This window comes from Streptomyces globisporus (assembly GCF_003501885.1).
GTDB lineage: Bacteria > Actinomycetota > Actinomycetes > Streptomycetales > Streptomycetaceae > Streptomyces > Streptomyces globisporus_D.
The window spans coordinates 55,653-67,935 of record NZ_QWFA01000007.1; the positions used below are offsets into that span (position 1 = coordinate 55,653).

Sequence of the window (12,283 nt, forward strand, 5' to 3'; positions counted from 1 at the left end):
GGCGGCGCGCTCCTCCCGGACGTGCCCTACCGCCGCTCGTGCACCCGCACCACCCGCAGGTCCGGCGAGCGTGCGATGTCCTTCTCGCAGAACCGGGACGTCACCCAGCGCTCACCCGCGTACAGCCGGGTCTGGTCGCTGAAGTGCGGGGACTTCGGGTTCTCCGACTGGGAGTACGTCAGCAGCGTCCGCGCCACCGGGCAGCGGCTGTCGTCCCAGCCGACCGCCTGGATGTAGCTGGAGCCCGACGACACCTCCGTATAGCCGCCGTCCGCCGCGTTCCACACCGGCTCGGTCTTGTTCCAGATGCCCAGCGACTCCGTCCCGCCGCCGATCGGGAGCCGCTTGCCGTTCCGTACGACGAACTGGTGCTTGCCCAGCGGTGCGTCCAGCGCGATACCCACCGCCCGCAGCTCCGCCACCGCGTCCGCAAGCGCCTTGCCCACGCCGGGCGCGGCGGTGTTCAGGCCACGCGGGGTGCGCACCGGATCGGCCGGGTCGAACGGCGTCTTCCAGAGCTCGGCCGCCGGCACCGCCGACGCCTTCCGCCAGAAGCGGTCGAAGAACAGCGCGCCCCGGCTGTCGCTGTCCACGCTCCGGTCCCAGCGCCGCAGCACCTTGCAGGCCTCCGACACATCGACCGGCGCGCCGCTCGTGCCCACCGCCGTACCGCCCGGCAGCGCGGCGCACCACTTCGCCACCTCCGACGCGGCCAGATCCCCGGCCGGCGCCCGGTTGGCGAACTGCTGCCGCTGAAGGTCCGCGACCCTGAGGCGGCCCTTGTCCGCCATCGACGCGACGTCCTCGATCGCGCCGCGCGTCCGCATCGACCGGGGTGTCGCGATGGTGCCGAAGACCCGCTCGTACCCGGTCAGCGGCCGGTCCGCGTTGGTCAGCCACGCGCTGTCGTTGGAGTTCTCCACGTACGGCCGGTTCTTCAGCACCGGCATCCGGCTCGGGCCGAAGATCCCCGGCTGCACCGCGTCCCGGTCACTGCCCAGGGCGCAGTCCTTCCGCGAACCGTCCAGCACCGCGAGGCCGGAGGCGGGGTAGGTGGCCCGGCCCAGCGGGGTCGAGCAGCGCTCCGCCAAGTCGTCCGTGATCCTCGGGAGCACCTGCGACTGGGCGAAGAACGAGTGCCCCGCCCGGTCCGCCGCGATCGTGTTCACCCACGGCATGCCCTGATTCCGGCGCAGCGAGCGTTCGACGTCCTTCGTGCCCCGGGCCTTGCTGAAGCCGAGGCCCGTGTCCGCCATCCGCAGGTTCGTCGCGTTCGGGTCGTTCAGCGCGAACGCCGTCGTCGCCGTCCACGGCAACGGGAGTGCCGCACCCATCGACGTGGTCACGGGCCCGTAGCGGGTCCACCACTGGGTGCGGGTCACGTCGGCCGCGCCCTTCACCGGGACGCTCACCGTCCGCCTCGTCATCCGCTCCGGCTTCCCGTCCACCAGATAGACGGTCGGGTCGGCCGGGTCGAGGGTGAGCTGATGGAGATTCAGCGTCACCCCGGTGGCGACCGTATGGCTCCACGCCACATCCGCGTTGTGCCCGATCGAGATCGTCGTCGCGCCCAGCAGCGACGCGCCCGACACGTTCAGCTCCCCGGGGATCGTCTGCTGCGACTGCCAGAAGCGGCGTCCGCCCTGCCACGGGTAGTGCGGGTTGCCCAGCAGCAGCCCGCGCCCGTTGACCGTGGTGGAGCCGTCGAAGGCCACCGCGTTGGACCCCATGTCCGCGTTCTGCGCCGACAGCAGCCGCTTCGCCGCCGACGCCGCCTCCTCGGGGGTGACCCCGGCCGCCGGGGGAGCGGCGGTCGGCGGCTGCGCGGCGGTGATGCCGTCGATCCCGCGCCCCTGGCCGCCGAGCACCGCCAGGGCGTACCCGCGCGCCGCCACGTCCAGCGCCGTCACCGGGCGTACCCAGGACGCGCCCCGGCAGGCCGGATCGGTGATCCGGTTCTGCGCGATCCACGCGTTGTACCCGGCGGCGAACCCGCGCATCGTCTCCTTCACGTCCCGGCTCGGACCGGCGGGCGCGGGGACCTTCAGCAGCTTCTCCACCGTGCCGCTGTCCCGGACGCCCCGGAAGTACAGATCGCTGGAGAGGTTCGTCGCCGCCGAGGACAGCGAGAAGTCCGTGGCCGCGTCCGGCCCGAAGAACCTCGACCGCTCCCCGCGCACCGTGAGGAAGCCGTCCGCCAGCGTGCACACCTGGTCGGCGGCCTGCGCCCAGCCGGTGCCGAAGCCGAGCTGCGCGTAGTCCTTGGCCACGATGTGCGGAATGCCGTACTCCGTGTACCGGATGACGGCGGAGAGCCCGCCGCCGGACGGGTGCCGCTCCTGACCCGCCCCGGAGGCGGTGGCCGGCGGCAGCGACGCCGACACGGTGAACAGGGCGAGACCGGCAACCCCGAGCAGTCTCAGACGGTTTCGCAATCTCAAGGTGTTCCTCCCAACGGTGCGGGTGGCACAGGCGGTTGACCGGACCGTCCGGACAGCCACGCGCCACTCAGCCAGGGAGCCCCGGCAACTGTCAACCGTCTGGTCGGTATCCGGCCTCCGCGAAGGTCGCGACAGCGACGTTCGCGTGGCCCCCTGGGCCTGTTGCAAGGGCCCGCACGCCCCGTGACAGGGGTGTGCGGGCCCTCGGCCGAGCGGACGCCGGGCGCTCAGTCCGTGTCGGCAACCGACTGCAGCGTGCCGTCGTCGACGACGAGCTCGTGGTAGCCGAAGCGCTCACCCAGCTCGTGGTACCGCAGATACCGCGATTCCGTGATCGGGACCATGTACGCCTTGAGGATCCGCAGGAAGAGGCGGAAACCCAGGTCGGGGTCCACGTGGACGACCACCTGCTCCACCGCCCCCACCACGTCGGCCCCGCCGGAGTGGCCGGCGGCGCGGACGGCGTCGACCACGGCCGGAGCGACCTCGCGGACCTCCCGCAGAACCGCCTCCCCCAGCATCCCGTTCGCCGGTGGCTGCGGCGATGCGGAAGTGAAGGAGGGATCGTCCTGGCGCACTCGTGCTACGCAGAGTCCGACGATCTCGTCCAGCCACGCGCGCCCTTCGACCGGTACGGCGCCGGGGTCGTAGGGAAGTCCGATCGCCGCACACCACAACCGTTCGATCACCGCAGCCGGCACAGGGGACGCCAGCAGTCGCTGCGCATCCTCCAGGAGTGTCGGCGCGTAGCCGCCGTCTCCCCAGCTCGCCGCCTCGATGACGAGCTCCTCGGGCGTGACCTCGCCGGCCCATGGGGCGGCGAACCACTTGGTGAGCCCGCTGAGCCCGAAGTCGATCCACATATCCTGGCGTCGCACTGTCACCTCACGGCCTCGGTCCCTTGGGGTAGGAGGTGTACACCATGTAGCCCGGCTTGTGCGCCGACCTCTTGAGAGTGATCGACACGATGTTCTTGGCTGCCCAGCTGTCACCGGTGTGGTGATAGACGGTGCCCAGGGATGCCGGATTGTTGAGCGTCACGTCGAATGAGAGGAGGTCCGTGGGGCTCTCCGAGTCCTTCCGCGTTTCCTGCATCCACTTCTGCAGTCGCTTCTGGTTTGCCGCGTTCTGGCTGGGCGACATGCCCGTCAGCCATTTCAGCATGGCGTCGTTCACGGCTTCCTGAGCCGTGTCCAGATTCGTCCAGACACCGGTCACACCGGGGTGGTTGGGGTTCCTCGCGAGCTCGTCCCTGGCCTTGTCTTTGGCCCGCTGGGGCGTGGTGTTCACGTGGTCCCGGATCGTGTGCGCACCGCGGTCGCCCTCGTGCAACGTGAGCTGCACGCAGTTGTGGACCAGGACGTCACGCGCCGGTGCACCCGGCGCGCCCTCCGCGCCCACATAGAAGGTGTGGGTCCCGTCGACGGTGATGTCGTACACCGTGCGGGGCGCCAGATCCGACCGGTCGTTCAGCGCACGCACGGCGCGAGCCGTGCCGTCCGGTCCACGGAGCCGGTCGCCGACGCGCAGGTCGGCCACGACGGTCCAGCCCCGCTCCGCCACGAACACCCGGTGCCCTGCCGTACTGGTCAGGCGGTACCCGTCGGCGAAGGACACATCGACGAGACGATTCGCATCGTGCCGGTACGTGTCGGTGACGGGCTGGATCGCGTGGACGCCGGTCTCGGCGTCCGTCGCGAGGACCAGGTCGCCCTGGCGCACGGAGTCGATCGGCCGACGCGTGCCGTCCGCCATCAGCACCCGTGTCTCCGCCGGGAAGCTGTTGACCCGGCAGCTCGTCAGGGCGTCCTCGACGATGTTGACCTGCTGCGAGATCTTGGCGAGCGTCGCGGGGTCCACGTCGAGGATCTTCAGGGCCTTGTAGGCGTCGGCGATGCCGATGCCGGTCTTCAGGGCGGCGTCCAGGGCGTTGATCGCCTCGGCGATCTTGGCGAAGGCCTTGCCGGGGACGAAGTTGGACGCGGCCCAGGCGCAGCCGCTGACGCTGCCGTGCCAGCAGTCGACGAAGTCCTGGATCAGGACTGCTTTGAGGATCCGGTAGACGACGGTCTGCTGGATCAGGTCGAGCTTGCTGAAGTAGTTGGTGACGTCCTTCTTCAGTCCCGTGAAGGGTTCGGACCTGACCAGGACCGTGTCGGCCTGCGGGCAGCCGGTCGCGGATGCGGGGACGTCCGGGTCGGTGCAGAGGAAGAAGTCGACGGTCGCGCTGAACGTGACCGTGAAGGTGACGGTGCAGCCTTCGAAGCCGATGTCGATGACGCAGTCGTTGAGCTGCTTGGCGTCGGTGACTTCGACCGTGCTCTCGTCGACGACGTACCAGGTGCCGCCGATTCCGGTGCCCGCACCGCTGCTGACCTGCTGGTTGGCCTCCTTGCGCTCGGCGGACTCGGCAGCTTCCTGGGCCGACTCCGCGTACTTCTGGGCGTCCTTGGCCGCCTCCTCCGCCAGGGTGGCGGCGGTGTCGGCGCGGGTCGCCGCGGCGCGTGCGTCCTTGGCGGCCTGCTCTGCCGCGGCCGCGGCGTCGCGGGCGGCCTGGGCGTCGAGCGCGGCCGCGTCGGCGGACGAACGGGCGTCGGTGGCGTAGCCCTCTGCGCGTCCGGCCGCCTTGTCCGCCGCGGCCGCGTCCTCGCCGGCCTTGCGGTCGTACTCGATGGTGCGCGCGAGGGACTGCGACGCCTTGGACGCCGCGGTGGCGGCGTCCGCCGCGTAGCCGAGTGCCTCCTTCGCGTAGGTACGGGCGGTCGCCGCGTGGCCGGCCGCGTTCGCGGCGTGCTGGTAGGCGGCCTTGGCGTCGCCCTGCGCGGCCGCCGCGATGGCCTTGGCCGCGGCGGCCTCCTCCTGTGCGTTCTTGGCGTGGGCGTCGGCGACACTCTTCTGCTGCTCGGCGATCGACTTGGACGACTGGCCCGCCAGCACGACGAGGGAGGCGGCGGAGTCGGTCGTCACGTAGGGGGAACCGAGCTGGATGGCGTCGTTCGCCGGCTTGGCGACCTGTTCGGCCGCGTTCCCGGCGTCGACGGCGGCCTGCGCCGTGACGTGGGCGAAGCCGGCGGCCCTGGCTGAGGCGACGAGCGCCTTGCCGGCCTCCTTGTGGGCCTCGTCCGCATGGGTCTTGGCGGTCTTGGCCTGTCGCTCCGCTTCGTCCGCCAGCTCGACGGCGGTCTTCGCCTCCGCGGCGGCGTGATCCGACGCCTTGATGGCGTCCGCCGCCGCACTGGTGGCGGTGCGCACCGCGGCCTCGGACTTCAGCTTGGCGGCCTGGGCCGCGTCCGAGTGGGCGCGGGCCCGCTTGGCGGCCGCCTCCGCGCGGGTGGCGGCGGCGTCCGCGTCGGCGGCGGCCTGCGTCGCGGCGTTCGCCGCGGTGCGGGCCCGGCCGGCTGCGGCCTCGGCGTCGTCGGCGTGGCCTGCCGCGGCGTTCGCGGCGGCACGCGACTCCTGAGCGTTGGCGTCCGACTCGTGGGCCTGGGCGAACGCCTCCTTGGCGTCGGCCTTGGCGCGTGCCGCGTCCGCCTTCTGCTCGGCGTCCCACGCGTCGTCGCGCAGGTCCTTGGCCTTGTCGCGGGCGGTCTCGGCGGCCTTCTGCTTCTGCACTGCGGTGCCTTCCGCGGCCTCCGCCTTCTCCTTGGCGTCCTTCGCGGTGCCCGCCTCGGCCTCCGCGGTCCTGCGGTGCTGAGCCGCCTCGGCCTGCTTGGCCGCCGCGGTCTCCTTCTCCTTCTTCGCGGTGGCCTCCTCGGCCTCCGCGGCGAGCCGCTTGGCGTGCGCCGTGGCAGCGGCCGCCTTGGCGTCGCTCTCGGCCTTCAGTGCCTCGGCGAGCTTCGCCTCCGCGGTCTCCTTGTCCTTCTTGGCGTTGTCGCGGTGGATCTTCGCACCGTCGGCGGCCGCCTTCGCCTGCACTTCGGCGGCGTAGGCCGCCTGCCGGCGGAACTCGGCCTTCGACTGTGCGGCCTGGGCCAGCGCCCGCTGCGCGATCGTGTCACTGTCCGCGGCGGAGGCGCGGGTGGCCGCCTCGGCGGTCTCACCGGCCTTCACCATGGCGTCCAGCGCGGCGACGGCGCCCTTGGTGACCTGAGCCTTCTGCTGGGCGGCCAGCAGACCGCGGCCCCGGGGCGAGCCCTGGGCGTCCGCGATCGCGTAGGCGGCCTTCTCGGCGGTGTCACTGGTGGTGGCGGCCTTCTTCGCCGCTGCCGCCTGTGCCTTGAGTGCGTCCAGTTGCCTCTTCGCCGCGGCGCGGGCGTCCGTGATGCCCTTCGCGGCCTTGTCGAACTGGGCCTTCGGCGGGACGGAGCCGTTGTTGCCGGACACCTTGACCGTGAACTGCTGCGGTCCCGTGGGGCCGCAGGTCGCCTGCACGGCGTTGACGCTGTTGTCGAACTTGGGCAGGTTCACGCACTTGCCCGTGCCGACGTTCTTCAGGATCGTCTTGGCCCGGACGTTGTAGTCCCAGGTCTGCGCCGGGGAGCTGTTGCAGGTCCAGATCTGGATCTTCGCGCCGTCGGCGGTGCTGGTGTTCGAGACGTCCAGACACTTCTGGGAACCGACGTTCCGCAGGTGCAGACCCTTGTCGTCGCCCTCGACGACCCACTGTTGGGCGGCGCCGTGGTTGCAGGTGTACACCTGGACGGGGGTGCCGTTGGCGGTCTTGCCGCCCTCGACGTCGAGGCACTTGCCGGTGGAGGCGCTCACCTGGAGGGTGGTCGGCTTGGTGCCGATCCAGCCGACTCCGCCCGCGGACCAGTAGTCCTGGAACTGGGTCAGGTGATCGGCCACCCAGGAGTGGCCGATCAGGTCGCCGAGGAACTTCGACCCGGTGGCCAGGGCCTTGGTGGCGTCCTTGTTGGCGGTCAGCAGCTGGTTGCGCTGGGTCGCCTGCGAGGAGATCTCCTTCTGCCACTCCGTGGCGGCAGTGTCGGAGATCGGGTCCAGGACGTCGTTCGGGTCGATCGGGTCCCGCCACGCGCAGGCGGCGAAGCGGGTCTTGAGGTCCTCGACCGCGATCCGGTGCTCCGGCGAACCGGGCTGGGGAGCGGTACGCGGGAAGCCGCCGGACGCCAGGAAGATCCGGGCGTTGTCGGCGCCCGTGGGCTCCAGCGACCAGTCCGTCAGGTGCTCGTACGCGCCGTGCTCGGCGAGGGCACGGTTCCAGTCGGGCGAGCTCGGGTCCGGGTCGGTGCCGTAGAGCGGGGCCCCGAGGTCCTTGACCGCCTTGACGGTCGCCGCGTCGGCGGGCGGGGTCGGGTCCTCGTAGAAGTCGCGCTCGTCCTTCCAGAACCGGTCGGAGGTCCATTGGGTCAGACCGGTCTGCTCGTAGAAGTCCTGGCCCTCGCGGGTACCGGGAGGCCACGCGAATGCGGTGACGGTGAAGCCGGCCGGGTTGGTCAGCCCCTGGAGAGGCTTCTGCCACCCGTCGCGCAGGGCGTGCAGCGCGTCGAGCTCCTTCAGCGCCGCGTCCCGGTCGCTCTGGTAGGCCGTGGCGAGCGGGGTGTCCTCCCAGTGCTGCCGGTCGGCGAGTTCGCGGAGCTTCTCCGGCGTCTGGTCGAGTCCGCTCTGCGCGGTGGCGGCCATGGACGGTCCGCCGAGCCGCAGCACGCCGTCCATCAGGCACTGGTCCTGGCGGAGCAGTTCGGCGGGGGTCTCCTCGTTCCAGTCGCTGCCGGCGCCTGCTGGGGCTGCACGGTCGGCCCGGTCCGGCGCGGCGGCCCCGGGCTGTGCGCCCAGACCGCCGAGGACGGCGAGCGCCGCCACAGAGGTGACGACAGGGGTGAGGATCGGTGATCGGCGTGGTCCGGGTCTGAACAACCCTGGTTTGAGGCGCAAGGGAGTAATCCTTCTTCGCGAGCGAGGACAGGCGGGGGTGCCGGTGCGGCGGGTGGAGGTTCGGGGGGTCAGCCCTGTGCGGCGGCGCGGACGGCGAGACCGTCCGGCTCGGCGTGCTCAGCGAGCCGATGGTGCGGCATGACGGCGAACCTCCCCCGTGGCGGATCCGCCCCCCGGCCGCCGTGTGATGTGCGCGTCCCGTGGCCGAGCGGTCAGGTCCCGCCACGCGCGCGGCGCTCACCATACGTCCGCTGCCGCACGGGAGTCCGACCGAATTCCGGAGCGCGGAGCACCGTTGCGGAGTGTCCGATGTGCGGTGAGCCCGCCACTCGCCCAGGCAGGCCTTGTGTCCATGACAGGAGTGACCTGTGAGGGGAATGCGAAGATCGAGCTGAGAGTTGACCGTATTTAGTCATAAGTTGACTGAGAATGAGCCGTGGAAAGGGGGAAATTCCCTACCCGGCAGTAGCCGCACCTGATCCGCACCTGATCCGCACCCACCCGCCGTCGCCGAGGCCGCCGCCATCGGCCTCCCCGTCGCCCGCTGGATCGAGGCCGTCACCGTCGTCGTCCGGCGCGCCGAGGCAAGGGTGGACGAGGGGGACTCATCGCGCGCGTCCGCGAGAAGCCCACCGCCTTCATGGCGCCTCAGCACATCGTGTTCATCGACCAACTGCCGAGCAACGCCGGCGGAAAGATCCTCAAGAGGCAACCGAGGGACGAACTGACCTGAAGAGGCTCCTACAGCCGCCCTGCGGCCACGATCCGCCGCAGGAACCGCTGCGTACGCTCCTCGCGGGGCGTACTGAACACCTCCTCGGGTGTGCCGCGCTCCAGCACCACCCCGCCGTCGAGGAACACACCTGGTCGGCGACCTCGCGCGCGAACGCCATCTCGTGCGTGGCGATCACCATCGTCATCCCGTCCTCCTTCACCTCCCGGACGAGACCCAGCACTTCGCCCACCAACTCCGGGTCCAGCGCCGCCGTGATCTCGTCCAGGAGCAGCAGCCGGGGGCGTACGCGGGCTCGTCGGTGCCGACGGTGAGCTTTCCGGGCACCTGGGTGGCGAGCTTGCCGGGCGCGCAGGACGCCGTCGCACCGGGCCCGTGCGACGCCCCCTTCTCCTCCGCTTGCGGGGCGCAGCCCACGAGGGCGGCGCAGAGGACGACGGCGGAGCTCGGAGCGGTGATGACCAGGGGCCGGTGGGCGAGATATAGAGCGGGAGACTCGCAGGGGCCGGCCCCCTGTGTCGAGACGTTTCGGCAGCTGTCCGCATAGTGGGAACGGGTGTTGCGGCCGTGTGAACAGCGTCGGTCAGCGCCGCCGTTCACCCCGTGCCGGACTCCTTCTCCCGAAGGTCGACGATCCGCCGGATCTTGCCCACCGAACGCTCCAGCGTCTCCGGATCCACGACCTCGACGCTCACCGACACCCCGACGCCGTCCTTCACCGCCGCCGCGATGCCCCGCGCCGCCTTCTCCCGTTCGTCGGACGTCGCGTCCGCCCGCGCCTCCGCGAGGACCGTCAGCGCGTCCAGCCGCCCGTGCCGGGTGAGCCGCAGCTGGAAGTGCGGGGCGACGGCGGGCGTCCGGAGCACGATCTCCTCGATCTGCGTGGGGAAGAGGTTCACCCCGCGCAGGATCACCATGTCGTCGCTGCGGCCGGTGACCTTCTCCATCCGCCGGAACGTCCGCGCCGTCCCCGGCAGCAGCCGCGTCAGGTCCCGGGTCCGGTAGCGGATCACCGGCATCGCCTCCTTGGTCAGCGAGGTGAGGACCAGCTCCCCCTCCTCACCGTCGGGAAGCACCTCACCGGTGAACGGGTCCACGACCTCCGGATAGAAGTGGTCCTCCCAGATGTGCAGCCCGTCCTTCGTCTCCACGCACTCCTGCGCCACCCCCGGGCCCATCACCTCCGAGAGCCCGTATATGTCCACCGCGTCGATCGCGAAACGGTCCTCGATCTCCCGGCGCATCCCCTCGGTCCACGGCTCCGCGCCGAAGATCCCCACCTTCAGGGACGTCGAACGCGGATCGACACCCTGCCGCTCGAACTCGTCCAGCAGCGTCAGCATGTACGACGGCGTGATCATGATGATCTCGGGCCGGAAGTCCTGGATCAGCTGGACCTGCCGCGCGGTCATGCCCCCGGAGGCCGGGATCACCGTGCAGCCGAGCCGCTCCGCCCCGTAGTGTGCCCCGAGCCCACCGGTGAACAGCCCGTATCCGTACGCCACATGGACCTTGTGGCCGGGCCGCCCGCCCGCCGCCCGGATCGACCGGGCCACCACGTCCGCCCAGGTGTCCAGGTCCCGTTGGGTGTACCCGACGACGGTCGGCCGCCCCGTCGTGCCGCTGGAGGCGTGGATCCGGCGCACCTCGTGCTCCGGTACGGCGAACATCCCGAAGGGGTAGTTGTCCCGCAGATCCGTCTTCGCGGTGAACGGAAAGCGGGCCAGATCCGCGAGCGTCCGGCAGTCCTCGGGCTTCAGCCCCGCGCGGTCGAAAGCTTCCCGGTAGAAGGGGACGTTGTCGTACGCGTGGCGCAGCGTGGACCGCAGCCGCTCCAGTTGCAGGGCCTCCAGCTCGCCCCGGCCGAGCCGTTCCGCCGCGTCCAGCATGGCCGTCATCAGGACCCTTCCTCTCCCGAACCGGGCGACCGATCATTCGGTCGATTTTCCTGGGAGCAGTAATTCAGGCGGCCGGGGGTGCTGGCAAGAGGCGTGCGGCGTTCGGAGTCGATCAGCCCGCGGCGAAGTCCGCTGTGCCCGCTCACGGCTTCCTGTTTGGATGGGGCGCATGCCGACCTTCTCCGCGTACGACAAGACTCCACTCGCCTACCACCTGGTGGGCGAGGGGGAACCGCTGATCTGTCTGCCCGGCGGGCCGATGCGGGCGAGCGCGTATCTCGGCGACCTCGGAGGGCTCGCCGCCCGGCGCCGGCTCGTCCTTCCGGACCTGCGCGGCACGGGTGCGTCCGGTGTGCCGAAGGACCCCTCGACGTACCGCTGCGACCGCCTCGTCGACGACGTCGACGCCCTGCGTGAACACCTGGGCCTGGAGCGGATCGACGTCCTGGCACACTCCGCCGGAGCCGACCTGGCGCTCCTGTACGCCGCCCGCCACCCGGAGCGGCTGCGCACCCTGACCCTCGTCACGCCCAGCACCCGGGCGGTGGGCATCGAGGTGACCGACCAGGATCTGCGAGAGGCCGCCGAACTGCGGCGCGACGAGCCCTGGTACCCCGAGGCGCGGGCCGCCCAGGAGGCGCTGCTCGCCGGGGGACCGTTCGCCGAGCTGTGGCCCGCCGTCCGGCCCCTCACCTACGGCCGCTGGGACGAGACGGCCCGCGCCCACGCCGAGGCCTCCGCCGGACAGACCAACGCGCAAGCCCGCGAACGCTACGCCGAGGAGGGCGCCTTCGACCCCGCCGCCACCGCCGCGGCCCTGCGCGGACTCACCGTGCCGGTCCTCGTTCTCGCCGGGGAGTACGACGGCCACCCCAGCCCGGACCGGGCCACGGAGCTCGCCGCGCTCTTCCCGGGCGCCGAGTTCGTCGTCCAGCGCGGGGCCGGGCACTTCCCGTGGCTGGACGACCCGGGAGCCTTCGCCCGCACGGTCGCGGCCTTCCTCGACCCGGAGGTGTCGAGCGTCCAGGCGGGCGGGGTCCGGCTCGCCTACCGGGTGTGGGGCGCCCCCGAGGCCCCGCCCGTCGTCCTGCTGCACGGCCGGGCGGGCTCCGGCGAGACCTGGACCCGGATCGCGCAGGACCTGGCCGCCGACCACCGCGTGTACGCCCCCGACTTCCGCGGCCACGGGCTGAGCGACTGGCCCGGCCGCTACTCCTTCGAGATGTTCCGCGACGACCTGCACGCCTTCCTGGAGGCCCGCAACCTCGCCGGAGCGACCGTCGTCGGACACTCCATGGGCGGGGTCGCCGCCTACCTCCTGGCCCAGCGGGAACCGGGCCTGATCGGGCGGCTCGTCATCGAGGACGCCCCGCCCC

At 71.6% G+C, this 12,283-nt stretch carries 6 protein-coding genes and 1 pseudogene; 1 reads left to right on the forward strand and 6 read right to left on the reverse strand.

Going from position 1 to position 12,283, the window contains the following annotated elements:
* Positions 1-26 precede the first annotated feature (26 nt).
* The 6 genes and pseudogenes from D3105_RS02750 to paaK all read right to left on the reverse strand — a co-directional run bounded on the left by D3105_RS02750 (position 27) and on the right by paaK (position 10,907).
* Positions 27-2,441: an acylase gene (locus D3105_RS02750; protein ID WP_118899647.1), complete on the reverse strand. Its 2,415-nt coding sequence runs from the start codon at positions 2,439-2,441 to the stop codon at positions 27-29.
* Positions 2,442-2,668: 227 nt separating this feature from the next.
* Entirely contained in the window at positions 2,669-3,319 is a 651-nt protein-coding gene (locus D3105_RS02755; protein ID WP_240646776.1) for a hypothetical protein, read from the reverse strand.
* Positions 3,320-3,326: 7 nt separating this feature from the next.
* Positions 3,327-8,204: an RICIN domain-containing protein gene (locus tag D3105_RS02760; protein WP_118899649.1), complete on the reverse strand. Its 4,878-nt coding sequence runs from the start codon at positions 8,202-8,204 to the stop codon at positions 3,327-3,329.
* A gap of 813 nt (positions 8,205-9,017) precedes the next feature.
* Positions 9,018-9,307: pseudogene (locus D3105_RS02765) on the reverse strand (peptide ABC transporter ATP-binding protein); the annotation flags it as partial.
* Positions 9,208-9,426: a hypothetical protein gene (locus tag D3105_RS35955; RefSeq protein ID WP_240646777.1), complete on the reverse strand. Its 219-nt coding sequence runs from the start codon at positions 9,424-9,426 to the stop codon at positions 9,208-9,210. The gene D3105_RS35955 and the pseudogene D3105_RS02765, both read right to left, overlap by 100 nt.
* A 179-nt stretch (positions 9,427-9,605) precedes the next feature.
* Positions 9,606-10,907 carry a phenylacetate--CoA ligase PaaK gene (gene paaK, locus D3105_RS02775; protein WP_118899651.1) on the reverse strand — a complete coding sequence of 434 codons (1,302 nt, stop codon included), beginning with the start codon at positions 10,905-10,907 and terminating at the stop codon, positions 9,606-9,608.
* Positions 10,908-11,076: 169 nt separating this feature from the next.
* Between paaK and D3105_RS02780 the strand changes: the two genes are divergently transcribed.
* Positions 11,077-12,283, forward strand: a 1,207-nt coding sequence (locus D3105_RS02780; protein WP_133305672.1) for an alpha/beta fold hydrolase, incomplete at its 3' end; no start/stop codon positions are given.

Bases quoted from the DNA above. Each gene is read 5' to 3' on its own strand.
- paaK (WP_118899651.1), bottom strand. From the start codon at position 10,907: ATGACGGCCATGCTGGACGCGGCGGAACGGCTCGGCCGGGGCGAGCTG.